Raw genomic sequence first — 23,335 nt, forward strand, 5'->3', positions numbered from 1 at the left:
CGCTCGACCGGTCCTCCTCGAGGCCGCGGAACCCGAACCCCGGGATCCGCGGCCTTCGTCTTCCTCCGCGGCACCCGGCCCCGACCACCCGGTCGGCGGGCCCCCGCCGGCCGCGCAGACGACGAGTACGAGGAGGAGCGGCAGTGCAGCAGACGATCGACCGCCCGACGTCCCACCGCCGACCCGGGCTCCCCCGGACCGGCGGCGCCACCCCGAGGGCACCGCACACCCCCCTGGCCCCGACGCCGGTGCGGCGTCCCCTGCCGTGCCGCGGGACCGACGACCCGGACCTGTGGTTCGCCGAGAGCCCCGCGCTGCTCGAGCAGGCCAAGGTCCTGTGCGGGGAGTGCCCGGTCCGCGACGCCTGCCTGACGGGTGCCCTGGACCGCGGCGAGCCGTGGGGCGTGTGGGGCGGCGAGATCTTCGAGCGGGGTGCGGTCATCCCGCGCAAGCGCCCGCGGGGCCGTCCCCGCAAGGTCGTCGCGGCGTGACCGCGACGGCGACGACCCGGACCACCGACGTCCACCACCGATCCCATCCGATCGGGCACCGATGCCCGGCGAGCACCGAGGACCAGCCATGAACACCCACGAGTACGACCTGGCCACCGCGCGGCTGCGCGAGCTGCGCGCCGAGGCCGACACCGCCGGCCGCGTGCGCCGGCTGCGGGCAGCCCGCCGGTGGGCCCGTCGCGCGGAGTACGCCACGCGGCGAGCCGCGCGGGCCAGCGCCGCCGTCCGCTAGGAACGGCAACCCTCCGGGGGCCCGGCCGCGCGCCGGGCCCCTCCCGGTCGAGGCCGGGCACCCGACGCTCCCGGTGCGTCGGGGGCCCGGCCTCCTGTCGTCCGGTCAGGCGCCCGTCGGTCGGGCGCCGGTCGGGTCAGGCCTTGAAGCCGGGCAGCCACTCCTCGAGGACGCCGCGGTAGCCGGCGGCGGCGTCGAGCTGGCAGAGGACGCCGATCGAGCCGACCGTCACCCGGTGGATGAGCAGGTAGGCCGGGGGCAGGTTGAGCTGGCGGCCCAGCTTGTTGGCCTCGCTGCGGGGGTCGGCGAGGCGGGCGGCCTGCTCCTGCATCCAGGCGCGGGTGAAGCGGAAACTGGCGCTCTCGATCGGCTCGAGCATCGGCCGCAGGTAGTCCAGCACGGCCTGGGCGTCGACCTGGATCCCCGGCCGGACGAACCCCTCGGCGCGCAGGTCGGTCAACACCTCCTCGGCGCGGCCCTCCAGCGCCCAGCGCACCAGGCGGCCGATCGGCTCGGGCAGCCCGTCGGGGAGGCGCGCGGTGGCGCCGAAGTCGATGACGCCTAGCCGGTCGCCCTCGACGAGCCGGAAGTTGCCCGGGTGCGGATCGGCGTGCAACAACCCGGCCCGGTGCGGCGCGGAGAAGTGCAGCTGGGCCATCAGGTGGCCGGCGCGGTCGCGCTGCTCGCGGGTGCCGTCGGTGATGACCCGGGACAGCGGCAGCCCCTCGAGCCACTCGGAGACGATCACCTTCGGCGCGCTGGCCACCACGCGGGGGACGACGATCTCCGGGTCGCCCGCGTACGCGGCGGAGAACTGCCGCTGCGCGTCGGCCTCCAGGCCGTAGTCGAGCTCCTCGACCACCCGGGCGCGCAGTTCGGCGATCAGCGGCTTGACGTCCATGCCGGGGAACACCGCGGCGAACAGCCGCGCGAAGCGGGAGAGCTGGTTGAGGTCGGCCATCAGCGCGGTCGCCGCACCCGGGTACTGGATCTTGACGGCGACGTCGCGGCCGTCGCGCCAGGTGGCGCGGTGCACCTGGCCGATGCTCGCCGCCGCGGCCGGCTGGTCGTCGAACTCGCGGAACCGCGTGCGCCACGTCCCGCCGAGCTGCTGGGCGAGCACCGCGTGGACGGTGCGCACCGGCATCGGCGGCGCCTCCTCCTGGAGCTTGACCAGCGCCTGCCGGTAGGGCGCCGCCACCTCGTCGGGCACCGCGGCCTCGAACACCGACAGCGTCTGACCGAGCTTCATCGCGCCGCCCTTGAGCTGGCCGAGGACGGCGAACAGCTGCTCGGCGGTGCGCTGCTGCAGTTCGGCGGTGACGGCGTCGGGCGACTGGCCCGACAGCCGCTTGCCGATGCCCAGCGTGGCGCGGCCCGCCGCGCCCAGGGGCAGCGAGGCCAGCCGCGCCGTGCGCGAGATCGAGCCCCTGGGGATCCCCCGTGCGTCGTCGGTCACGGTCCCATTGTCCCCGACACGGAGCCCGGACCGCTGATGCAGGCGTGTCCGCCGTCACCCGGAGGGGCGGGTGGGGCCCGCGCACCCGCAGGACGGGTGCGGCGGCCAGCGGCGCAGCCGCGGCACGAACCCGGGCGGGCCCAGCTCCACCGACGCCGAGAGCGCCGCCGGGCTGCCGCTGCCGTCGAGGTAGGCGAGGGCCTGCTGGGCCGCGACCAGCGCCGTCGCCCAGCAGGTGAGGGTGGCCCCGCCCGGTGCGTCGGCCGCGGTGAGCTGCGCGGCGAGCACCGGCCAGTGCGGGTCGGCGTCGCGGCGGCGCAGGTCGGCGCAGCGCAGGCAGCTGGTCACGCCGGGCACCACCAGTGGCCCGACGACGCCGGTGTCCCCGCGGACGGCGACCACCAGGTGTGCGACGCCCGCGTCGTGCAGCCCGGCGAGCAGCGGGTCGGAGGCCCCCCACGGGCGGGCCAGGACGACGAGGTCGGGAGTGGTGCCCGGCGGCAGCGGGCGCAGGTCGGTGAGCGGGCTCGCGCGGCGGACGGCGTCGGCGGCGGCGAGCGTCCGGGGACGGCCCTCGTCGGCCGCGGTCAGCCCTCCGGCGACGGCGTCACCCGCGGTGGCCACGCCCTCGTCGCGGACGCTGACCCGGCCCACGCCGCTGGCGGCGAGCAAGGTGGCCAGGGGGACGCCGACCCGGGTCGCACCCTCGACCACCACGGACGCACGGCGCCGGGCGTGCCAGCGCACCGCGCCGTCGGGATCGCGGGCGGCGGGCACCTCGGCGGCGGTGCGGGCCGCGGCGGCCGGTCCGGCGTCGGAGGCGAGCAGGTCGGCGGCGTCGAGGTCCACCAGCGCCCCGGTGACCCGCAGGTGGTCGAGCAGGGCGGCGACCGAGCGGGGCTCCAGCCCGGCACCGGCGGCGTCGTCGAGGACGGCTCCCTGGGTGCGCCGGCCGTCGAGGCCGCGCAGCAGATCGGTCACCGCGGCCGCGGCCGGGCCCACCAGGACACCGTCCCCGCCGTCGACCCCGCCGACCTGGACGGCGTCGGCGTCGGCGGCGCGGCGCAACAGCGGCGTGCCCGGGGGCAGGAGGGGGTGGGCGGTGTCGGACACCCGGGCAGGGTGGCAGCAGCGCGGCCGGCTCCGCTGCCGTCGTCCACAGGTGGCCCCGGAGACGACGACGGCGCCCGCCGTGCGGGACGCCGCCGTCCCGGAGCCGGGAGGCGTCAGGCCTTGCCGAGGATCCGGTTCATCTTGGTGCCGCAGACCGGGCAGGTGCCCTGCGCCATCCGGCGGCCGGACTCGCTGACCTTGACCTCGCCGTCGAAGTCCCGCTTCTCCTTGCACTTCACGCAGTAGCCGTTGTAGCTCTCCGCCACGGTGCCCCCTCCCTCGGCTTCCCGGCGCCCGTCCGGGCGCCGTCCTCGCGGAACGCTACCCGGACGGCGCCGCCCGTCCGGGGCGGCCGGGGGACTCCGAGGGGCGTGCTGCCCACAGCCTGTGGACAGAGCTGTGGAGACGGTGGGGACCCGTCGGCGTGTCCCTGTGTGCAGCCGGGGGAGGGGCCGGAGGCCACCCGCCCGTCACGTTCGCGTCGCAGGGCCGTCACCTGCGGTGATGCCGTCGGGACGGTTGTGGACGGACCACGCCGCGGGGCGCACGCCGGCTGTCCACCGTCCGTGCGACTCGTACCCGAGCGGGTGGTGCCCCCGGGCGCGTCGGCGACCCGCGGTGACTACGGTCCTCCCGTGCCCGGTACGACCTCCGACCCCTCGCGCAGCCCCCTCTCGACGGGCGGGCCGGTCGAGGTGCGCCGCAGTGCGCGCCGCCGTCGGACGGTGACCGCCTACCAGGAGTCCGGGCGGACGGTCGTGCTGATCCCGGCAGCGTTCACCCCCGCCGAGGAGCGGCGCTGGGTGGCCCAGATGGTGGCCAAGCTGCAGACCCGCGAGGAGCGCCGCCGCCGGTCGCTCGGGGGCGACGAGGAGCTCATGGGCCGGGCGCGGGCACTGTCGGCCGCCCACCTCGACGGCGTCCCCCAGCCGGCCAGCGTGCGGTGGGTGGACAACCAGCAGCGCCGCTGGGGCTCGTGCACCCCGGCCGACGGCAGCATCCGGCTGTCGAGCCGCCTGCGGTCGATGCCGGAGTACGTCGTCGACTACGTGCTCGTCCACGAGCTGGCGCACCTGATCGAGCCCGGCCACGACGCGCGCTTCTGGTCGCTGGTCGCCCGCTACCCGCGCGCCGAGCGGGCCCGCGGCTTCCTCGAGGGCGTGGAGTCCGTCCGCGCCGAGGGCACCGGCGGGGACGACGGCGACCTCCTGGACTGAGTTCGTCGTCGGCCTACCGGCCGACACCGCGGCCACATCGTCGGCCTACCGGCCGACACCGCGGCCGGGTGCCGTCCCCGACCTGCGTGGAGCCCCTCCCGCCGTTCGGTCGCGGGAGCCTCCGGCCCCCACTCCTCGCGGCGCCTCGCAGGGCGTCCTCAGCAGCCGAGGCGTCGTCGTCCCGCCGGGAGCCTCCGGCTCGGACTCCTGGCGGCTCGCGGGGCGTCCTCAGGAAGGCGAGGGGCCGTCGTCCGGCGGGGTCGTGCCGTCGTCGGTGGGCTCGTCGGTGCCGGCGTCCTCCGCCTCGGCGGCGAGCGCCCGCAGCTCGTCGTCGATCCCCTGGCGGGCCACGAAGTCCATCGGCTCGTCGAGGTCGTCGGACGTGGGCAGCAGGTCCGGGTGCGACCACAGGCGGTCGCGCTCGGCCGTGCCGTACCGCTGCGCCATCGCACCCCAGACGGTGGCGGCGTCGCGCAGCCGGCGGGGGCGCAGCTGCAGGCCCACCAGCGTGGCGAAGGTCTGCTCGGCCGGCCCGCCGGAGGCGCGACGGCGGCGCATGGTCTCGGCCAGCGCCCCGTGCCCGGGCAGCCGCTCACCCGCGGCCGCGGCCACGACGGCGTCGACCCAGCCCTCGACCAGGGCGAGCAGGGTCTCCAGCCGGCGCAGCGCCATCTGCTGCTCGGGCGTCTCCTCCGGCTCCAGCACGCCGCTGCCGAGCAGTTCCTGGATGGCCTCGGGGTTGGACGGGTCGAAGCCGCCCTCCATCGAGCCCATGGCGTCGGTGAGGCCGCGCTCGATCGCCTCGCGGTCGATGGTGATGCCGCGGGCGTAGGCGTGGACGGCGTCGTGCAGCTGCTGGCGCAGCCACGGCACGTGCGCGAACAGCCGCAGCGAGGCGGCCTCGCGCAGCGCGAGGAAGAGGCGGACCTCGTCGGCGGGGCGGTCGAGACCCTCGGCGAAGCTCGCGACGTTCTGCGGGACGAGCACCGCCGACCCGGGCGGCGCCAGCGGCAGGCCGACCTCGGTCCCGGTGACCACCTCACCGGCCAGCCGGCCGAGGGCCTGGCCGACCTGGGCGCCGAACATCAGCCCACCCATCTGGCCCATGATCCCGGCCAGCGGGCCGGCCATGGCCATGGCCTCCTGCGGCAGCGCGGCGGTCATCGCGGCCACGACCTTCTCGGCCAGCGGGTCGATGAGCGCGCTCCAGGCCGGCAGCGTCTGCTCGACCCACTCGACCCGCGACCAGGCCAGCGGCCGGTCGGCGCCCGAGGGCAGGTCGGTGACCTGGTCGAGCCACAGGTCGGCCAGGCGCACCGCCTCGGCGACGGCGGCCCGCTCGGACTCCGACGTCGGCTGGGTGCCGGTGGCCAGCGAGCTGATCGCGCCCTGGCGGGCGAGGTCCCAGTTGACCGGTCCGCCCGACCAGTTCATGAGCTTCTGCAGCTCGGCGAACAGCGGCATCTTGCCCAGCAGGTCCTCCGGGCTGCCGCCCGCGGCGCCGCCGGGGCCGCCGGGGCCGCCGAAGCCGAACAGCGCCCCGAAACCGAACGGGTCACCCGAGCCCGGCTGGTCCCGGCGCTCCGGGTCGCGGTCGGGAGGCCCGAAGCCGAACGGCACGTCGCTCATGCCCCCACGGTAGACGCGTGATCACGCCGGAGCGGACGGATCCGGGGCGGTCCTGTCCGCTCTCGGCGGACGGGCCGGACGGGGGTGCCACCTACAGTGGCCGGTCGTGACCCGTCGGATCGCCGTCCTCGCCGTCGGTGTGGTGCTGCTGCTGGTCGCCGGGATCCTCGGCGCCGCCCTGCCGGTGCCCTACGTCGCCCAGGTGCCCGGCCCCACCTTCAACACCCTCGGCGACATCGACGGCGACCCCGTCATCACCGTGCGCGGCCGCGACCGCAACGACGTCGACGGGAACCTGAACCTGACCACGGTCGGCGTCGGCCGGGCGGGGCTGAGCCTGGTGGAGGCCGTCCGCGGCTGGTTCGACGACGAGGTGAGCGTGGTGCCCGAGGAGTCGGTGTACCCGCCGGACCGGACGCCGGAGGAGATCGAGCAGGCCAACCGGCAGGCCTTCCTCACCTCCGAGGAGTCGGCCGAGGCCGCGGCGCTCGGCCAGCTCGGCTACCCGGTGAAGGTCGTCGTCCGCGGCATCTCCGGCGACGACTCGCCCTCGGACGGGCTGCTCGAGGAGAACGACGCGATCGAGTCCGTGGACGGCCGGCCGACGCCGGACTCCGCCGCGCTGGCCGCGGTCCTCACGGACATCCCGGCCGGCTCGTCCGTGCAGGTGGCCTACACCCGGCTCGGGCAGCCGGGCACGGCCACCGTCACCACCGGGGACGCCCCGGACCGGGAGGGCTCGGTGCTCGGGGTCACGGTGCGCCAGCAGCCCTCGGCGCCCTTCGACGTCGACATCGACGTGGCCGACGTCGGGGGTCCCTCCGCGGGGCTCATGCTCACGCTCGGCATCCTCGACCTGGTCGGCGACACCGACCTCACCGAGGGCGCCGTGGTGGCCGGCAGCGGCACGATCGACGCCGCGGGCACGGTGGGCCCGATCGGCGGCATCCAGCTGAAGATGGTCGCCGCCCAGGAGATCGGCGCCGAGCTCTTCCTCGTCCCGGCCGACAACTGCGCCGACGCCCTCGGCTCCCCGGCCACCGGGCTGACCCTCGCCCGGGTGGCCACCCTCGACGACGCGCTCGCCGCGCTGGAGGACGCCCGGGAGGGCCGCACCCCTGACGGCTGCTGACCGGCCGGGGACCGTGCGGGTCGGACACACTGCCGCGTGGGGGAGGCTGTCGGTCGGCACGGGGTCCCCGGGGAACCCGGTGCCGTGCCGAGCGTTGGCAAGGACGACACCGGATGGTCTGAGCCGGTCCGGCTCCCGTGCCCACGCAGACCGTCCCGCACACGTACGACCGCCCGCGGTCGCCACACCGCGACGGCGCACCCCGGTGCCCGCCGCACCCGCAACTGAAGGAGACCGCTCGTGGCCATGAGGCCCCCCGTGTCCGTGCCGACGCTGTCGCGGCGCGCGAAGGTGGTCATCGGGTCCATCGCCGTGCTGCTGGTGCTGTTCACGGCCATCGGGACGCTGACCAACGTCTACGTCGACTACCTCTGGTTCGACGAGACCGGCTACACCGAGGTGTTCTGGACCGAGCTGCAGACGCGCGCGCTGCTGTTCGCGGTGGCCGGCGTGGCCACCGGCGGCCTGACCGCCCTGGCGATCTACCTGGCCTACCGGTTCCGGCCGGCGTTCCGGCCGATGTCGCTGGAACAGCAGAACCTGGAGCGCTACCGGCAGTCGCTGGAGCCCCGCCGCACGCTCGTGCTCAGCGCCGTCGCCGTCGTCGTCGGCCTGTTCGCCGGGTTCACCGCGCAGGGCAGCTGGCAGACCTGGCTGACCTTCCGGAACTCGGTGCCCTTCGGGGACACCGATCCGCAGTTCGGCCTGGACCTGTCCTTCTTCGTCTTCGAGTACCCCTTCTACCGGCTGCTGCTGAGCTTCGGCCTCGCGATCGTGCTGCTGTCGCTGATCGGCTCGCTGCTCACCCACTACGTGTTCGGCGGGCTGCGGCTGCAGACGCCGGGGCAGAAGCTCACCGGCGCGGCCATGGTGCAGCTGTCGGTGCTGCTCGGCCTGTTCGTGGCGCTCAAGGCGCTCGCCTACTGGTTCGACCGCTACGAGCTCGTCTACTCCGACCGCGGTGAGCTGTTCAGCGGCGCGAGCTACACCGACGTCAACGCGCTGCTGCCGGCCAAGACGATCCTGGTGTTCGCCGCGGCCTTCTGCGCCGTCGCGTTCTTCGCCAACGTCGTCGTCCGCAACTTCCGGCTGCCGGCCGCCGCGCTGGTCCTGCTGCTGCTGTCCAGCCTGGTGATCGGCGTCGCCTACCCGGCGATCGTGCAGCAGTTCGTCGTCCGCCCCAGCGCCAACGAGCGCGAGGCCGACTACATCGAGCGGGCCATCGCCTCGACCCGCCAGGCCTACGGCCTCACCGACGTGGAGTACGACGACTTCGCCCAGGAGGCCACCGGCGACGACGTCGACACCGACGCCGCGCTCGCCCAGCTGCGGGCCGACGACGCGACGATCCCGAACGCCCGGCTGCTGGACCCCAACGTGCTGGCCGGGACGTTCACCGCGCGCCAGCAGATCCGCAACGTCTACGGCTTCCCCGAGAAGCTCGACATCGACCGCTACACGATCAACGGCGAGGTCCGCGACTACGTCGTCGCCGTCCGCGAGCTCGACAGCGACAGCCTGTCGGAGAACCAGGACACCTGGATCAACCGGCACACCGTCTACACGCACGGCAACGGGTTCGTGGCCGCGCCGGCCAACCAGGTCGTCGCCGGCGCGGAGGGTGGCGAGCCGAACTTCACCAGCCGCGACCTGCCCACCACCGGCGACATCGAGGTCGAGCAGGGCCGCATCTACTACGGCGAGCTGATCGGCAACGACAACTACTCCGTCGTCGGGGCGCCCGAGGGCGGCGACGCGCGCGAGTTCGACCGGCCCGAGGACGGCTCCGACGGCGAGGTGAACAACACCTACGACGGCGAGGGCGGCGTCGCGATCGGCAGCTTCTTCCGGCAGCTGACGTTCGCCATCTACTACCGGGAGCGCAACTTCCTGCTCTCGGGCGCGGTCAACGACGCCTCGAAGGTGCTCTACGTCCGCGACCCGCGCGAGCGGGTGGAGAAGGCCGCGCCGTTCCTCGAGGTCGACGGCGACCCGTACCCGGCGGTCATCGACGGGCGGGTCACCTGGATCCTCGACGGCTACACGACGTCGGACGCCTATCCCTACAGCGAGCGGATGGAGCTCGGCGAGGCCGCGGCCGACGCGCTCACCGGGGTGGGGACCTCGGCGCTGCCCAACGAGCAGTTCAACTACATCCGCAACTCGGTCAAGGCCACCGTCGACGCCTACACCGGCGAGGTGGTCCTGTACGAGTGGGACCAGGACGACCCGGTGCTGCAGGCCTACCAGGCCGCGTTCCCCGGGACGGTCCAGCCCAAGGACGAGATGAGCCAGGAGCTCGTCGAGCACGTGCGCTACCCCGAGGACCTGTTCAAGCTGCAGCGCGACATCCTCACCCGGTACCACGTGAGCAACCCCAGCGACTTCTACAGCCAGAACGACCGCTGGGCGGTCCCCTCGGACCCGACGCAGGACACGCAGACCGAGGAGGCGCAGCCGCCGTACTACATCCTCGCCGCGCGACCCGGCGAGGAGGACGCGACGTTCCAGCTGACCAGCGCGCTCAACGCGTTCCGGCGGCAGAACCTCTCGGCCTTCATCTCCGCGTCCAGCGACCCGGAGACCTACGGTGCGATCCAGGTCCTCCGCCTGCCGGGGAACACGCCCTTCCGCGGGCCGCAGCAGGTGCAGCAGTCGTTCAACACCGACGACGAGGTCGCGCAGGACCTGACCCTGTTCAACAGCCGGGACTCCCGGGCGGTGTTCGGGAACCTGCTGACCCTGCCGATCGGCGGGAACGGCCTGCTGTACGTGCAACCGCTGTACGTGCAGGGGACGGGGGAGAACTCCTTCCCGCTGCTGCGCAAGGTGCTGGTCAACTACGGCGGACGGGTCGGCTACGCCGACACCCTGTCCGAGGCGCTGGACCAGGTCTTCGGTGCCGGGGCGGGAGTCACCGCCACCGACTCCGACGACGCCGGCACCACCCCGGACACCCAGGAGCCGACGCCGCCGACCGAGCCGGCTCCGCCCACGGAGCCGGCCCCGCCGCCGGCCGACGACGGCAGCGGGTCGGGCCCGGCGCTGGACCAGGCGGTCCAGGACCTCGACGCCGCCCTGCAGCGGCTGGAGGACGCGCAGCGCGCCGGCGACTTCGCCGCGCAGGGCCAGGCGCTGGAGGACCTGCAGCGGGCCGCCGAGGCGTACGAGGCGGCCAAGGGCGGCGCCGCGGCGCCGGCCGAGCCCACCGGCTGAGCCCACCGGCCGAGCTCACCGGCTGAGCAGTCCGGACCCCGGTCCTCCGCGAGGAGGGCCGGGGTCCGCTGCGTCCGGGGCCGCCCATCCGTGGCCGCGGAGCCGCCCGTGCGCGAGGGTGGGCGGATGCGCGCAGGAGGAGACATGCCGATCAGCCGGACCCCGGAGTGGCAGGCCCTGACCGAGCACCACGGCGAGATCGGGGACCGCCACCTGCGGGACCTGTTCGCGGAGGACCCGGAGCGGGGCACCGACCTGGTGGTCACCGCCGGCGACCTCCGCCTCGACTACTCCAAGAACCGGCTGACCCGCGAGACGGTCCGGCTGCTGGCCGCGCTCGCCGACGCCGCGGGGCTGCGCGAGCGCACCGAGGCGATGTTCCGCGGGGAGCACGTCAACACCACGGAGGACCGCGCCGTCCTCCACGTCGCGCTGCGCGACCCGGCGACGAGCGGGCTCGTCGTCGACGGGCACGACGTCAACGCCGAGGTGCACGAGGTGCTCGACCGGATGGCGTCGTTCGCCGACCGGGTCCGCAGCGGTGAGTGGACCGGGCACACCGGCGAGCGGATCCGGGCGGTGGTCAACATCGGCATCGGCGGCTCCGACCTCGGCCCGGCGATGGCCTACCAGGCCCTGCGCGACTACTCCGACCGGTCGATCACCTTCCGGTTCGTGTCCAACATCGACCCCACCGACCTGGCCGAGGCCACCCGCGACCTGGACCCGGCCAGCACGCTGTTCATCGTGGCGTCGAAGACCTTCACCACCCAGGAGACCCTCACCAACGCCCGCGAGGCCCGGCGCTGGCTGCTCGCGGGGCTCGGCGGGGACGAGGCCGCCGTCGCGAGGCACTTCGCCGCCGTGTCGACGAACGCGGAGAAGGTCGCCGACTTCGGCATCGACACCGAGAACATGTTCGGGTTCTGGGACTGGGTCGGGGGCCGGTACTCGTTCACCGCCGCGATCGGCCTGTCCCTGATGGTCGCCATCGGACCCGAGCGCTACCGCGAGATGCTCGACGGGTTCCACACCGTGGACGAGCACTTCCGGACCGCGCCGTGGGAGGAGAACCTGCCGGCGCTGCTCGGGCTGATCAGCGTCTGGTACATCGACTTCTTCGGGACCCGGACCCAGGCGGTGCTGCCCTACGCGCAGTACCTGGCCCGCTTCCCGGCCTACCTGCAGCAGCTGTGCATGGAGTCCAACGGCAAGTCGGTGCGCCTGGACGGGTCCCCGGTCGACGTCGCGACGGGCGAGATCGTGTGGGGTGAGCCGGGCACCAACGGCCAGCACGCCTTCTACCAGCTGCTGCACCAGGGCACGGTGCTCGTCCCGGCCGACTTCCTCGCCTTCGTCCGGCCCAACGACCTCGCCCACGACAGGGACCTCGACGTCATGCACGACCTGTTCCTGTCGAACTTCCTCGCCCAGCCCCGCGCGCTGGCCTTCGGGCGGACGGCCGAGGAGGTGGCCGCCGACGGGACGGCGCCGGACGTCGTGCCGCACAAGGTCATGCCGGGCAACCACCCGTCCAACGCGATCGTCGCCCCGCAGCTGACGCCGTCGACGCTGGGCCAGCTAGTCGCCGCCTACGAGCACCGCGTCTTCACCCAGGGCGTCGTCTGGGGCATCAACAGCTTCGACCAGTGGGGCGTGGAGCTCGGCAAGGTGATGGCCAACGAGCTGGCGCCGAAGCTGCAGAGCGAGGGCGCGCCGGACTACGACTCGGACTCCTCGACCAACGCGCTGGTGCGGCTGCTGAGGGAGGGCCGCGGCCGGCCGGTCTAGGGCCCCCGGACCCCCGGCGGCGGGGCCCTGCGCAGGTGTACAGTGGGCCCTACCGACGCGGGGTGGAGCAGCTCGGTAGCTCGCTGGGCTCATAACCCAGAGGTCGCAGGTTCGAATCCTGCCCCCGCTACCACACGACGACGGCCCCCACAGATCCTGTGGGGGCCGTCGTCGTCTCCGTGCGGGGAACGGGTCACCCGGCCGGGACGCCGTCGAGCGCGGCGGTGATCGCCGCCTCGACGTGCAGCCTCGTGGTCGGGAAGACCGGGACGGGGCTGTCCCCGGCGCCGACGAGCAGCTCGATCTCGGTGCACCCGAGCACCACGCCCTGCGCGCCGGCCTCCACGAGCCGCGCGATGACCTGCCGGTACGCCTCGCGGGACTCCGGCCGCACGACGCCGAGGCACAGCTCGTCGTAGATCACGCGGTGGACCTCGGCCCGGTCCGCGGCGTCGGGCACCAGCACGCGCAGGCCGTGCCCGACCAGCCGGTCGCGGTAGAACGCCTGCTCCATCGTGAACGCGGTGCCCAGCAGCCCGACCGTGGACAGGCCCGCGGCGCGTACCGCGGCGGCGGTCGCGTCGGCCAGGTGCAGGAGCGGGATGCCCACCGCGGCCTGCACCTGGTCGGCCACGCGGTGCATCGTGTTGGTGCAGAGCACCAGGAGCTCGGCGCCGCCCGCCTCCAACCGGGCCGCCTCCCCGGCCAGGACCTGCCCGGCGCGGTCCCACTCGCCGGCGCCCTGCAGGCGCTCGATGTCGGCGAAGTCCACGGAGGCGAGCAGCAGGCGCGCCGAGTGCAGTCCGCCGAGGCGCTCGCGGACCAGCTCGTTGGCCAGCCGGTAGTACTCGGCGGTGGACTCCCAGCTCATCCCGCCGAGCATCCCGATCACCCGCTGGCGGGCTGCCGGGGGCGTGCGATCCGGGCCGGTGCGTGCGGGGACGGGCGGGTGGGACACGGGACGTCCTCCAGGGCTGCGGGGAGCCGGTTCGGCGCCGGCGATCATCGGGCCCCGCGAGCCGGAGGTCGAGGGGTTCGGCGCTCAGGTGTTCCGGGACCGGCCGGTCAGCGCGTCACGCAGGCGGTCGACCATCCCGATGCCGGGGCCCAGCGTCTTGTGGAACAGCGCGCTGTGCGGCGCGGACGGGTGCGGGCGGGTCGGGGCGGCCTTCTTCGCCGTCTCCACCTTCCGGCCGATCTCCACCAGCTGCTCGCGCGGCAGCCGGGCCCGCAGCTGCGGGAACTGCTCGGTCTCCTCGTCGGAGACGTGGTGGCGCAGCACCCCCTCGAGCCGGCCGAGGACCTCGAGGAAGCGCGGGTCGGCGGAGTCGACGCCCTCCAGCTCCTTCATCACCTCGACGAGCTGCTGGTGCTCCTCGAGGTCGTCCTGGACGGCGGCCTCGCCGTCCGGCAGGTGCTCGCGCATGGCCGGGTAGACGTACATCTCCTCGGCCACGGAGTGCCGCATCAGCTCGGCGATCACGGTGTCGGCCATGTCGCGCCGCTCGGCGGCGCCGGCGGTCGGTATCCGGCCCACCAGGTCGAGGACCTCGTGGTGGTCGGTGGTCAGGACGTCGACGACGTCGCGGTCGTCGGTGCTCGCGGTCATCGGTCGCTCCCCGGGTCCGAGGTGCCGCCGGGCGCTGCTCCCCGGCACGCCGGTCGTACCCGGACGACCGGCCGCCCACCCCCGCGGCGGCCCCCGGTGCGGGCGTGTACAGTCGGATCCACCGACGCGGGGTGGAGCAGCTCGGTAGCTCGCTGGGCTCATAACCCAGAGGTCACAGGTTCGAATCCTGTCCCCGCTACTGGCACGAGGGCCCCGGAGCACACGCTCCGGGGCCCTCGTCGTTCCGGTGGAACAGTCCGGCGTCCTCCGCCGTTGGCCGACGTCATGGAGCCGACCGTGCAGGACACCCCCGAGGCCGAGCGTTACGAGATCCGCGACGGCGACCGCCTCCTGGGCCTGGCCGCCTACACCCGTCGTGGCGACCAGGTGGTGTTCACCCACACCGAGATCGATCCCGACGCCGAGGGCTCCGGGCTGGGCGGCGCGCTCGTCCGCGCCGCACTGGACGACGTCCGGTCGCGCGGTGAGCGGGTGGTGCCCCGGTGCTCGTTCGTGCGGGGCTGGATCGACCGCCACCCCGAGTACGGCGACCTGGTCGACCGTAGCGACGCCTGACCGGACACCCGCCGGAGCGGGCACGGTGCACCGGCCGGCCGGCGGCGTCGTCCACGACGCGCCCGGGTGTGTTGCCCGCCACACGGCGGCCTCTCTAGGTTGACGGTCACTGCTGACCGTTCGACGAGGAGGTCGTCCGTGAGCGTCGAGGCCCCGATCCCGCCGGCGGAGGTCGATCTGGCGACCGTGGACCTGTCCGACCGTGACTGGTGGGTGCGCCCGCCGGCCGAGCGGCACGCGGCGCTGGACCGGCTGCGCGCGGAGCGGCCCTTCGCCTTCTTCGCCGAGCCCGAGATCCCCGGCATCCCGGCCGGACCCGGCTACCACGCGGTCACCCGCTACGCCGACCTCGAGGCGATCAGCTCGCAGCCGGCGGTGTTCTGCTCGGGCAAGGGCGCGGTGTCGATGCAGGACGTCCCGGCCGAGCTGCACGAGTTCTACGGCTCGCTGATCAGCATGGACGACCCGCGGCACGCCAAGATCCGCCGGATCGTCTCGAAGACGTTCACCCCGCGCATGCTCGAACGGACGCTGGACTCGGTGCGCACGATCGTCGACGACGTCCTGGCGCGCGCCCGGGCCACGGCGGAGGCGGGCGACGGCGCGATCGACGTCGTCGCCGACATCGCCGCACCGATCCCGCTGCGGGTCATCTGCGACATGATGGGCGTCCCCGAGGCCGACCGGCCGGGCGTGCTGGCCAACTCGAACATCGTCCTGTCCGGCGGTGACCCGGAGCTCATCGAGAACGACGACCCGCTCACCGCCTTCCTCACCGCCGGCATGGAGATGGCCGCGCTGATGGAGCGGCTGGCGGGCGAGCGGCTGGCCGACCCGCGGGACGACCTGACCACGGCGCTGGTCCGGTCGGAGGTCGACGGCGAGCGGCTCTCGCACCAGGAGATCGCGTCGTTCTTCATCCTGCTGCTGGTGGCCGGCAACGAGACCACCCGCAACGCCATCTCCCAGGGCCTGCTGACGCTCGCGGAGTGGCCGCAGGAGCGGGCGCGGTGGGCCGCCGACCCGTCCCTGGACCGCACCGGCGTCGAGGAGGTCGTGCGCTGGGTCAGCCCGGTCACCTGGATGCGCCGCACCGCCACGCAGGACGGCGAGGTCGGTGGCCACCGCTTCACCGCGGGCGAGAAGTTCCTGCTCTTCTACAACGCCGCCAACCGCGACCCCGAGGTCTTCGCCGACCCCCAGCGCTTCGACGTCGGCCGCGACCCCAACCCGCACGTCGGCTTCGGCTCCAAGGGCCCGCACTTCTGCCTGGGCGCGCACCTGGCCCGCCGCGAGCTGCAGGTGACCTTCCGCGCGATCTTCGAGCAGCTGCCCGACCTCGAGGTGACCGGCCCGCCGCACCGCCTGGCGTCGTCGTTCGTCAACGGCCTGAAGCGGCTGCCCGCGCGCTTGGGCGGGGACCGCTGATGCGCGTCACCGTCGACCGGGAGCTGTGCGTGGGCTCGGGCGCGTGCGAGATGCTCGCCCCCGACGTCTTCGAGGTCGACGACGACGGCGCGGTGCGGGTGCTGCAGGCCGAGCCGGACGACACCGACGCCGTCCGGCAGGCCGCGCAGCAGTGCCCCACCCGGGCCCTGTCGCTGGAGGACTGAGGCTCAGGCCAGGGCCTGCTCCAGGTCGGCGAGCAGGTCGTCGGCGTCCTCGATGCCCACCGAGAGCCGGACGAGGTCGGCCGGCACCTCCAGCGGCGAGCCCGCGGCGCTGGCGTGGGTCATCCGGTGCGGGTGCTCCACCAGCGACTCGACGCCGCCGAGCGACTCGGCCAGGGTGAACAGCTCGAAGCGCTCGCACGCGCGCAGCGCGGCCTCCTCGCCGCCGGCCAGGCGGAACGACAGCATCCCGCCGAAGCCGGACATCTGCTTCGCCGCGATCTGGTGGCCGGGGTGGTCGGGCAGGCCGGGGTAGAGGACGCGCGAGACCGCGGGGGAGGCGAGGAGGTGGTCGGCGATCCGGGCGGCGTTGGCCTGGTGGCGGTCCATCCGCACGCCGAGGGTCTTGATGCCGCGCACCACCAGCCAGTCCGACAGCGGGCCGGAGACCGCCCCCATGGCGTTCTGGTGGTAGGCCAGCTGCTCGGCGAGGTCCCCGTCGCCGACGACGAGCGCCCCGCCGACGACGTCGGAGTGCCCGCCGAGGTACTTCGTCGTGGAGTGCACGACGACGTCGGCGCCCAGGGTCAGCGGCCGCTGCAGGTAGGGGGAGGCGAAGGTGTTGTCGACGACGAGCAGCGCGCCGGCCTCGTGCGCGATCTCGGCGGTGCGCGCGATGTCGGCGATGTTGAGCAGCGGGTTGGTCGGCGTCTCGCACCAGACCACCCGCGTCTGCGGCCGGATCGCCGCGCGGAGGGCGTCGGCGTCGTTGAGGTCGGCCGGCGTGTGCTCGACGCCCCAGCGTGAGGCCACCCGCGAGATGAGCCGGAACGTGCCGCCGTAGGCGTCCCCGCCGAGGACGACGTGGCTGCCCGGCTCGCAGACGGTGCGCAGCAGCGTGTCCTCGGCGGCCAGCCCGGAGGCGAACGCCAGGCCCGCGACCCCCTCCTCGAGCGAGGCGAGCAGGTCCTGCAGCGCGGTGCGGGTCGGGTTGCCGCTGCGGGAGTACTCGTAGCCGTCGCGCAGCCCGCCGACGCCGTCCTGCTTGAACGTCGTGGCCAGGTGCAGCGGGACGACGACGTCGCCGGTGGCCGGGTTCGGGTCCTGCCCGGCGTGGATCGCCCGGGTGTCGAAGCCGGAGGAGGGGCCGCTCACCGGGTCACCCCCGCGAGGTGACCGAGGACGTCCTGCCGGGTGACGACGCCGGCGGGCTTGCCGTCGACGTGCACCACGAGCGCGTCGGCCTCGCCGAACTCGGCCACCGCGGCGCTCACCGGCTCACCGGAGCCGATGATCGGCAGGGGGTCGGACATGTGCTTCTCCACGCGGTCGGACAGCGAGGCCCGGCCGGCGAACAGCGCGTCGAGCAGCACCTTCTCGTCGACCGACCCGACCACCTCCCCGGCGGTCACCGGCGGTTCGGCGCGGACGACGGGCATCTGGCTGACCCCGTACTCGCGGAGGATGTCGATCGCGTCGCGGACCGTCTCGTTGGGGTGGGTGTGCACGAGCACGGGCGTCGCGCCGTCCTTGGCCTCCAGCAGCTCGCCGACGGTCTCGCCGGTGGTGACGTCGAGGAAGCCGTAGTCGGCCATCCAGCGGTCGTTGAAGATCTTGTTCAGGTAGCCGCGGCCGCCGTCGGGCAGCAGCACCACCACGACGTCGTCGGGACCGAGCCGCTCGGCCGCGCGCAGCGCGCCGACGACGGCCATCCCGCAGGAGCCGCCCACCAGCAGGCCCTCCTCGCGGGCCAGCCGCCGGGTCATGCGGAAGGAGTCGGCGTCGGTGACGGCGACGATGTCGTCGGCGACCGAGCGGTCGTAGGCATCGGGCCAGAAGTCCTCGCCGACGCCCTCGACGAGGTAGGGGCGGCCGGTGCCGCCGGAGTAGACGGAGCCCTCGGGGTCGACGCCGACCACGCGCACCCGGCCGTCGCTGACCTCCTTGAGGTAGCGGCCGATGCCGCTGATCGTGCCGCCGGTGCCGACGCCGGTGACGAAGCAGGTCACCCGGCCCTCGGTCTGCTCCCAGATCTCCGGGCCGGTGGTCTCGTAGTGCGAGCGCGGGTTGGCCGGGTTGGCGTACTGGTCGGGCTTCCAGCCGCCCGGCGTCTCGCGGGCCAGCCGGTCGGACACCGAGTAGTAGGACCGCGGGTCGGACGGGTCGACGGCGGTGGGGCAGACCACGACCTCGGCGCCGTAGGCCCGCAGCGTGTTGACCTTGTCCTGGCTGACCTTGTCGGGGCACACGAAGACGCACCCGTAGCCGCGCTGCTGGGCCACCAGCGCCAGGCCGACGCCGGTGTTGCCGCTGGTCGGCTCCACGATGGTGCCGCCCGGCCGCAGGGCCCCGCTGGCCTCGGCGTCGTCGACCATGCGCACGGCGATGCGGTCCTTCACCGACCCGCCCGGGTTCATGTACTCGACCTTGGCCAGCACCAGGGGTGCGTCCGGGCCGAGGTCGGCGGTGACGCTCGACAGCCGGACCAGCGGGGTGCCGCCGATCAGGTCGACGACGGACTCGGCGTACTGCACGCGGACCTCCTCGCCGGCGCCCGGGGTGGGCGCCGTGTTCCGCCCCATCCCACCACCACCCGGAACGTCCGGTGGCCGCGCCGCTCCCCGCCGCGTCAGCCGACGGCGGGGCCGTCCTGCGCGCCGGCGGGGGCCTGCGTGGGCGTGCCCGCGGTCAGGGCCTCCGACGCCGTCACGTCCGAGGTGTGCGTCTCCGCCGCCGGGACGACCGGCCGCCGGGGCTCGCCGGCCAGTGCGGGGCGGACGTCGACGAGCGACGCCACCAGGCCGGTGCCGCCCGGGCGCGCGTCGCTCGACGGCACCGGGGGCCTCCGGCGCCGGGAGCGCAGGGCGGTCAGCAGGTCGAGCGCGGCCAGCACGGAGGCGCCGACGAGGACGTTGCGCAGCTGCTGCTCGCGCGCACCACGGCGGTTGGACAGCGCGACGCCCATCGCGGTGAGGTCGACCGCGTCACCGAGGACGCGGGTCCACGCCCAGCCGGGACGGCCGGCGAGCAGGCCGGCGGCGTGCGCCAGCTCCCGTGCGCCGACGGCGGTGATGACGGGCACGGCGACCGGGGAGTCGTCGACCCCGGCGAAGCGGGCGACGCCGGTGGGGGACACCAGCATCGAGGTCCCGAGACCGAGGCTGGTGAGGCCGAGCAGTCGGGCCGTGCGGCGGGCGGGGCGCGCGCTCATGGGTCCTCCCGGGTGGTCGCTGACCGGGCGGCTACCCGGGCCGGCGACCCGGAAACGGCCGGTGGCGGGTCCGCTCCCGCCGGGACGAGGATGCGGGCATGACCTCTCCCGCCGGAACCCGCACGCTCGGCCGGGACGGCCTGACCGTCTCCGCGCTCGGCCTGGGCTGCATGGGCATGAGCCAGATGTACGGTGCCGCCGACCGCGACGAGTCGATCGCCACCGTCCACCGGGCGCTCGACCTCGGCGTGACCTTCCTCGACACCTCCGACGTCTACGGCGCCGGCCACAACGAGGAACTGGTCGGCGAGGCGATCCGCGGCCGGCGCGACGAGGTGCAGCTCGCGACCAAGTTCTCCCTGCGCAGCAACGACCGCGGGGGCATGGACATCGACGGTCGGCCCGAGAACGTGCGGGCGTGCGCCGAGGCCAGCCTGCGCCGGCTCGGGGTCGACGTCATCGACCTCTACTACCAGCACCGGGTGGACCCGCGGGTGCCGATCGAGGACACCGTCGGCGCGATGGCCGAGCTCGTGCAGCAGGGCAAGGTCCGGCACCTCGGGCTGTCGGAGGCCTCGGCCGCCTCCGTCCGCCGGGCGGTGAGCGTGCACCCGATCGCGGCGCTGCAGAGCGAGTGGTCGCTGTGGACGCGGGACCTGGAGGGCAGCAGGGGTGGTGGGGCGGGCGGAGACGGGGTCCTGGGCGCCGCGCGCGAGGCCGGGATCGGGATCGTGCCGTTCAGCCCGCTCGGCCGCGGGTTCCTCACCGGCGCCATCACCGGCCCCGACGACTTCGCCGAGGACGACTGGCGGCGCACCCACCCGCGCTTCACCGGCGAGGCGTTCGCGGCGAACCTGCGCCTGGTCGAGGCCGTCCGGGACCTGGCGACCGGGAAGGGGTGCACGCCCGGGCAGCTCGCGCTGGCCTGGGTGCTCGCGCAGGGCGACGACGTCGTCCCGATCCCCGGCACCAAGCGGCGGTCCTACCTGGAGGAGAACGCCGGCGCGCTCGCCGTGGAGCTCTCCGCCGAGGACCTCACCCGGCTCGGCGAGATCGCCCCGCCCGGGGTCGCCGTCGGTGGCCGGTACGCCGACGCCGGCTACACCTACGGCGACAGTCCCGAGCGCTCCTCGTGACCGCGCTGCTGGCGGCCCTGCGGGTGCCCGGCGCCGACGGCGTCGAGGTCGCGGTCCACCGGTGGGGGGACCCCGGCGGGCTCCCCCCGGTCTACCTGCAGCACGGCTTCGTCGCGGACACCCGGCTCAACTGGGTCGGCACCGGGACGGTCGCGGTCCTGCTGTCGGCCGGGCGGGAGGTCGTCGGCGTCGACGCCCGCGGGCACGGCAGGTCGGACAAGCCGCACGACCCGGCCGCCTACGGCGAGCAGCGGATGGCCGACGACCTGCGGCGGGTGGCCGACGCGCTGGGCCACGACTCCTTCGACCTGGCCGGGTACTCGATGGGTGCGACGGTCGCGATGCTGGTCGCCGTCGCCGACCGGAGAGTGCGCCGGCTGGTGGTCGGCGGTGCCGGTGCCGCTTTCGTGGAGCCCGCCGGTGCCCGGCACCACGCCGTCCTGATGGGCGAGCTGGCCGCCGGGCTGGAGGCGGCCGACGTCGCCGACGTGCGCCATCCCACCGCCCTCGCCTTCCGCCGGACCGCCGACGCGCTCGGCGCCGACCGGCGTGCCCTCGCCGCACACGCCCGGGCGGTGCACACGCGCAGTGCCGACCTGGCCGCCGTCACCGCGCCCACCCTGGTCCTCGCCGGCGACGCCGATCCGCTCGCGGCCCGCCCCGAGACGCTCGCCGCGGCGATCCCGGGTGCCCGGGTGGCCGTCGTCCCCGGCGACCACACGACCGCGCTCCGGGCGCCGGCGTTCGCCGCGGCGCTCGCCGGCTTCCTGGGGGAGCCGTGAACGGGGAGGCGCCGGCCGGCCGCGTGCTGGTGGCGGTGTTCGACTCCCCGGTCGCCGGGGTGCTGCTCCGGTGGGCACCCGAGCTCGGCTTCCGCACCGTGCTGCTCGACCCCGACCCCGCGCGCGGGGCCGGGGTCCTCGGGTTCGCCGACCTGGGTGAGGACCTGTCCGACGCCGACGTCGTGGTCACCGACCACCACCGTCCCGAGCTCGGCGAGGTGCTGCGCGACGCGCTGGCCCGGCCGGTGCGCTGGGTCGGCGTCATGGGCAACCCGCGGCACGAGGGCCCGCACGTGGCGGCGTTGGCCGCGCTCGGCGTGCCGCCCGGGGAGGTGGCCCGGGTGCACCGGCCGATCGGGCTGGACATCGGCTCGCGCACCCCGGCCGAGATCGCACTGAGCACGCTCGCCGGGCTGCTCGCCGACCGCAACGGCCGGTCCGGCGCCCCGCACGGCCGCTGACGGTGTCCGGCGTCCTGCTCGGCGCGGACCTGGGCACCAGCGGGCTCAAGCTCGTGGCGCTGGGGGAGGACGGCGCCACGGTCGCCGAGAGCGAGGCCGGCTACGCGGTGGACAGCCCGCAGGAGGGTCGGGCCGAGTGCGCGGTCGGCACCTGGCGCGCGGCGTTCGACGACGCGCTGGCCCGGCTGCTGCCCGCGCTGGGCGGGCGACCGGTGGCCGGGCTGGGGCTGTCGGGCCAGATGCACGGCACGGTGCTCGTCGACGACGGCGGTACCGCCCTGGCGCCCGCGGTGCTGTGGCCCGACCGCCGTGCCGTCGCGGAGGTCGCCCGGTGGCGGGCGCTGCCGGCCGGCGACCGCGCCGCGCTGGCCAACCCGCTGGTGCCGGGGATGACCGGGCCGGTGCTGGCCTGGCTGGCCACCCACCGCCCCGACCTCGTCGACCGCGCCGCCACGGTGCTGCTCCCCAAGGACGCGTTCCGCGCCATGCTGCTGCCCGGCGCCGACCCGCGGGTCACCGACCGCAGCGACGCCTCGGCCACCCTGCTCTGGGACGTCGTCGCCGACGGCTGGTCGGGTGCCGCGCGGGCCGCGGCCGGGGTGCCGGCCGAGCTGCTGCCCGCGGTCCGGCCCTCGGCGGAGGTGGCCGGGACGGCGGTGCTCGGCGGCGCGGAGGTGCCGGTCGTCGTCGGCGGCGGGGACACGCCCCTGGCGCTGCTCGCGGCCGGGACGTCCGGCGGGCTGCAGGTCAACCTCGGCACCGGGGCGCAGGTGCTGCGCCCCGGGTGGGTGCCCGCGCCCGCCGACGACCCGCCGGTGCACGGCTACGCCGACACCGAGCGCGGCTGGTACGCGATGGCCGCGCTGCAGAACGGCGGCTCGGCCTGGACCTGGGTCGCCGGGGTGCTCGGCGTCGGGTCCGGCGAGCTGCTCGAGCTCGCCGCGACGTCGCCGGCCGGGGCCGGGGGAGCGGTGTTCCGGCCGTTCCTCACCGGCGAGCGCGGCGGGGTGGCCGGGCCCGGTGACCGCGCCGGGTGGAGCGGCCTGGGCGCCGGCACCACCCGCGCCGACCTCGCCCGTGCCGCCGTCGAGGGCGTGCTGTCGGCGGTGGCCGCCGCGGCCGGACTGCTCGGGGACCTGCCCGGCGGGCCGGTCGTCCTGACCGGGGGCGGCGGACGCTCACCGCTGGTGCGGCAGGTGCTCGCCGACCTGCTGGACCGGCCGGTCGCGTACCTGCCGCTGCGCAGCGCGTCGGCCGTCGGCGCGGCGGTGCTGGCCGGGCGCGGCGTCGGCCTGCCCGCGGAGCCGCGGCGGGCGCCCGGGCCGCCGGTGGGACCGGGGAGCTGACCGGCCCGGCGGCATGGAACGGCCCCGGTCCGGGCACCGTTGACACGGAGTGAGGACCCGTCCGGGTCCCGGCGAGAGGAGGCATCCGAGATGGCGTCGGTGTTCGACAAGGTGGCCCAGTTCGCCCGCAGCCCCAAGGGCCAGCAGGCCCTGCGGCAGGTGTCCGCCAAGGCGCAGCAGCTGGCGAAGGACCCGAAGACGCGCGCGCGGATCGACGACGCGCGCCGCCGGTTCTCCGGTGGACGCGGCACGGGCACGGGCGGGACGACGCCGCCGGCGGTCTGATCCCCGTACGACGACGGC

General features: G+C 75.2%; 23 protein-coding genes and 2 tRNA genes. 16 read left to right on the forward strand and 9 right to left on the reverse strand.

What is annotated here, in order from left to right:
* Positions 1-143: 143 nt before the first annotated feature.
* Together HLV61_RS06155 and HLV61_RS06160 are read left to right on the forward strand one after the other, a co-directional pair.
* The gene (locus HLV61_RS06155; protein ID WP_369253513.1) at positions 144-491 is read left to right on the forward strand and encodes a WhiB family transcriptional regulator; all 348 of its coding nucleotides are present in this window, start codon (positions 144-146) and stop codon (positions 489-491) included.
* A gap of 88 nt (positions 492-579) precedes the next feature.
* Entirely contained in the window at positions 580-744 is a 165-nt protein-coding gene (locus tag HLV61_RS06160; protein WP_369253514.1) for a hypothetical protein, read from the forward strand.
* Between the two features lie 136 nt (positions 745-880).
* On the opposite strand, the gene HLV61_RS06165 is transcribed toward HLV61_RS06160, so the two are convergent.
* From HLV61_RS06165 to HLV61_RS06175, 3 genes are all read right to left on the reverse strand, one after another.
* Positions 881-2,203, reverse strand: coding sequence for an ABC1 kinase family protein (locus tag HLV61_RS06165; RefSeq protein WP_369253515.1), 1,323 nt, complete (start codon positions 2,201-2,203; stop codon positions 881-883).
* A 54-nt stretch (positions 2,204-2,257) separates the two neighbouring features.
* Positions 2,258-3,316 (reverse strand): ThiF family adenylyltransferase, encoded by a 1,059-nt coding sequence (locus HLV61_RS06170; RefSeq protein ID WP_369253516.1) that lies wholly within the window; start codon positions 3,314-3,316, stop codon positions 2,258-2,260.
* A gap of 113 nt (positions 3,317-3,429) precedes the next feature.
* Positions 3,430-3,582: a DUF5679 domain-containing protein gene (locus HLV61_RS06175; RefSeq protein WP_012950213.1), complete on the reverse strand. Its 153-nt coding sequence runs from the start codon at positions 3,580-3,582 to the stop codon at positions 3,430-3,432.
* A 369-nt stretch (positions 3,583-3,951) separates the two neighbouring features.
* On the opposite strand from HLV61_RS06175, the gene HLV61_RS06180 reads away from it, so the two are divergent.
* Positions 3,952-4,533, forward strand: a complete 582-nt coding sequence (locus HLV61_RS06180) for a M48 metallopeptidase family protein (protein ID WP_369253517.1) — start codon at positions 3,952-3,954, stop codon at positions 4,531-4,533.
* A 228-nt stretch (positions 4,534-4,761) separates the two neighbouring features.
* On the opposite strand, the gene HLV61_RS06185 is transcribed toward HLV61_RS06180, so the two are convergent.
* On the reverse strand, positions 4,762-6,162 hold the full coding sequence (locus tag HLV61_RS06185) for a zinc-dependent metalloprotease (RefSeq protein ID WP_369253518.1): 1,401 nt from the start codon (positions 6,160-6,162) through the stop codon (positions 4,762-4,764).
* 106 nt (positions 6,163-6,268) lie between these two features.
* Between HLV61_RS06185 and HLV61_RS06190 the strand changes: the two genes are divergently transcribed.
* The 4 genes from HLV61_RS06190 to HLV61_RS06205 all read left to right on the forward strand — a co-directional run bounded on the left by HLV61_RS06190 (position 6,269) and on the right by HLV61_RS06205 (position 12,434).
* Positions 6,269-7,294, forward strand: coding sequence for a YlbL family protein (locus tag HLV61_RS06190; protein ID WP_369253519.1), 1,026 nt, complete (start codon positions 6,269-6,271; stop codon positions 7,292-7,294).
* A 246-nt stretch (positions 7,295-7,540) separates the two neighbouring features.
* Positions 7,541-10,510, forward strand: a complete 2,970-nt coding sequence (locus HLV61_RS06195) for a UPF0182 family membrane protein (RefSeq protein WP_369253520.1) — start codon at positions 7,541-7,543, stop codon at positions 10,508-10,510.
* 144 nt (positions 10,511-10,654) lie between these two features.
* Positions 10,655-12,301 (forward strand): glucose-6-phosphate isomerase, encoded by a 1,647-nt coding sequence (gene pgi / locus HLV61_RS06200; protein WP_369253521.1) that lies wholly within the window; start codon positions 10,655-10,657, stop codon positions 12,299-12,301.
* A gap of 56 nt (positions 12,302-12,357) precedes the next feature.
* A tRNA-Met gene (locus HLV61_RS06205) sits at positions 12,358-12,434 on the forward strand.
* A 60-nt stretch (positions 12,435-12,494) separates the two neighbouring features.
* Here the strand turns inward: HLV61_RS06205 and HLV61_RS06210 are convergent.
* Together HLV61_RS06210 and HLV61_RS06215 are read right to left on the reverse strand one after the other, a co-directional pair.
* Positions 12,495-13,259, reverse strand: coding sequence for an aspartate/glutamate racemase family protein (locus HLV61_RS06210; RefSeq protein ID WP_369253522.1), 765 nt, complete (start codon positions 13,257-13,259; stop codon positions 12,495-12,497).
* An 84-nt stretch (positions 13,260-13,343) separates the two neighbouring features.
* Positions 13,344-13,910 carry a hemerythrin domain-containing protein gene (locus tag HLV61_RS06215; protein WP_369253523.1) on the reverse strand — a complete coding sequence of 189 codons (567 nt, stop codon included), beginning with the start codon at positions 13,908-13,910 and terminating at the stop codon, positions 13,344-13,346.
* Between the two features lie 125 nt (positions 13,911-14,035).
* Between HLV61_RS06215 and HLV61_RS06220 the strand changes: the two genes are divergently transcribed.
* The 4 genes from HLV61_RS06220 (at position 14,036) to HLV61_RS06235 (ending at position 16,099) form a co-directional block, all read left to right on the forward strand.
* Positions 14,036-14,109: transfer RNA gene (locus tag HLV61_RS06220), tRNA-Met, on the forward strand.
* 98 nt (positions 14,110-14,207) lie between these two features.
* Entirely contained in the window at positions 14,208-14,486 is a 279-nt protein-coding gene (locus HLV61_RS06225; RefSeq protein WP_369253524.1) for a GNAT family N-acetyltransferase, read from the forward strand.
* Positions 14,487-14,624: 138 nt separating this feature from the next.
* On the forward strand, positions 14,625-15,914 hold the full coding sequence (locus tag HLV61_RS06230; RefSeq protein WP_369253525.1) for a cytochrome P450: 1,290 nt from the start codon (positions 14,625-14,627) through the stop codon (positions 15,912-15,914).
* The gene (locus HLV61_RS06235; RefSeq protein ID WP_369253526.1) at positions 15,914-16,099 is read left to right on the forward strand and encodes a ferredoxin; all 186 of its coding nucleotides are present in this window, start codon (positions 15,914-15,916) and stop codon (positions 16,097-16,099) included. Before HLV61_RS06230 ends, HLV61_RS06235 begins: the two co-directional genes overlap by 1 nt.
* Positions 16,100-16,102: 3 nt before the next feature.
* Here the strand turns inward: HLV61_RS06235 and HLV61_RS06240 are convergent, their stop codons facing one another.
* From HLV61_RS06240 to HLV61_RS06250, 3 genes are read right to left on the reverse strand one after another with little or no spacing between them, the layout of a single operon-like run.
* Positions 16,103-17,251 carry a cystathionine gamma-synthase gene (locus tag HLV61_RS06240; RefSeq protein ID WP_369253527.1) on the reverse strand — a complete coding sequence of 383 codons (1,149 nt, stop codon included), beginning with the start codon at positions 17,249-17,251 and terminating at the stop codon, positions 16,103-16,105.
* Positions 17,248-18,678: a cystathionine beta-synthase gene (locus HLV61_RS06245; protein WP_440284472.1), complete on the reverse strand. Its 1,431-nt coding sequence runs from the start codon at positions 18,676-18,678 to the stop codon at positions 17,248-17,250. Before HLV61_RS06245 ends, HLV61_RS06240 begins: the two co-directional genes overlap by 4 nt.
* Positions 18,679-18,725: 47 nt before the next feature.
* Entirely contained in the window at positions 18,726-19,307 is a 582-nt protein-coding gene (locus HLV61_RS06250) for a hypothetical protein (protein ID WP_369253528.1), read from the reverse strand.
* 98 nt (positions 19,308-19,405) lie between these two features.
* On the opposite strand from HLV61_RS06250, the gene HLV61_RS06255 reads away from it, so the two are divergent.
* The 5 genes from HLV61_RS06255 to HLV61_RS06275 all read left to right on the forward strand — a co-directional run bounded on the left by HLV61_RS06255 (position 19,406) and on the right by HLV61_RS06275 (position 23,317).
* The gene (locus tag HLV61_RS06255; RefSeq protein ID WP_369253529.1) at positions 19,406-20,443 is read left to right on the forward strand and encodes an aldo/keto reductase; all 1,038 of its coding nucleotides are present in this window, start codon (positions 19,406-19,408) and stop codon (positions 20,441-20,443) included.
* Positions 20,440-21,225, forward strand: coding sequence for an alpha/beta fold hydrolase (locus tag HLV61_RS06260; protein WP_369253530.1), 786 nt, complete (start codon positions 20,440-20,442; stop codon positions 21,223-21,225). Before HLV61_RS06255 ends, HLV61_RS06260 begins: the two co-directional genes overlap by 4 nt.
* Complete coding sequence (locus tag HLV61_RS06265; protein ID WP_369253531.1) at positions 21,222-21,686, forward strand: XdhC family protein; 465 nt, start codon at positions 21,222-21,224, stop codon at positions 21,684-21,686. The genes HLV61_RS06260 and HLV61_RS06265 overlap by 4 nt, the downstream gene beginning before the upstream one ends.
* 2 nt (positions 21,687-21,688) lie before the next feature.
* Positions 21,689-23,032, forward strand: a complete 1,344-nt coding sequence (locus HLV61_RS06270; protein WP_369253532.1) for an FGGY family carbohydrate kinase — start codon at positions 21,689-21,691, stop codon at positions 23,030-23,032.
* Positions 23,033-23,122: 90 nt separating this feature from the next.
* Entirely contained in the window at positions 23,123-23,317 is a 195-nt protein-coding gene (locus tag HLV61_RS06275; protein WP_369253533.1) for a hypothetical protein, read from the forward strand.
* The last annotated feature ends 18 nt before the right edge of the window (positions 23,318-23,335 follow it).

The organism is Geodermatophilus amargosae, from assembly GCF_041028265.1.
In the GTDB taxonomy this organism is placed as follows: Bacteria; Actinomycetota; Actinomycetes; order Mycobacteriales; family Geodermatophilaceae; genus Geodermatophilus; species Geodermatophilus amargosae_A.

Coding starts and splice junctions, on each gene's coding strand:
- HLV61_RS06160 (WP_369253514.1), top strand. CDS start 580: ATGAACACCCACGAGTACGACCTGGCCACCGCGCGGCTGCGCGAGCTG.
- HLV61_RS06185 (WP_369253518.1), bottom strand. CDS start 6,162: ATGAGCGACGTGCCGTTCGGCTTCGGGCCTCCCGACCGCGACCCGGAG.
- HLV61_RS06195 (WP_369253520.1), top strand. CDS start 7,541: ATGAGGCCCCCCGTGTCCGTGCCGACGCTGTCGCGGCGCGCGAAGGTG.
- pgi (WP_369253521.1), top strand. CDS start 10,655: ATGCCGATCAGCCGGACCCCGGAGTGGCAGGCCCTGACCGAGCACCAC.
- HLV61_RS06215 (WP_369253523.1), bottom strand. CDS start 13,910: ATGACCGCGAGCACCGACGACCGCGACGTCGTCGACGTCCTGACCACC.
- HLV61_RS06235 (WP_369253526.1), top strand. CDS start 15,914: ATGCGCGTCACCGTCGACCGGGAGCTGTGCGTGGGCTCGGGCGCGTGC.
- HLV61_RS06245 (WP_440284472.1), bottom strand. CDS start 18,678: ATGGGGCGGAACACGGCGCCCACCCCGGGCGCCGGCGAGGAGGTCCGC.
- HLV61_RS06250 (WP_369253528.1), bottom strand. CDS start 19,307: ATGAGCGCGCGCCCCGCCCGCCGCACGGCCCGACTGCTCGGCCTCACC.
- HLV61_RS06255 (WP_369253529.1), top strand. CDS start 19,406: ATGACCTCTCCCGCCGGAACCCGCACGCTCGGCCGGGACGGCCTGACC.
- HLV61_RS06275 (WP_369253533.1), top strand. CDS start 23,123: ATGGCGTCGGTGTTCGACAAGGTGGCCCAGTTCGCCCGCAGCCCCAAG.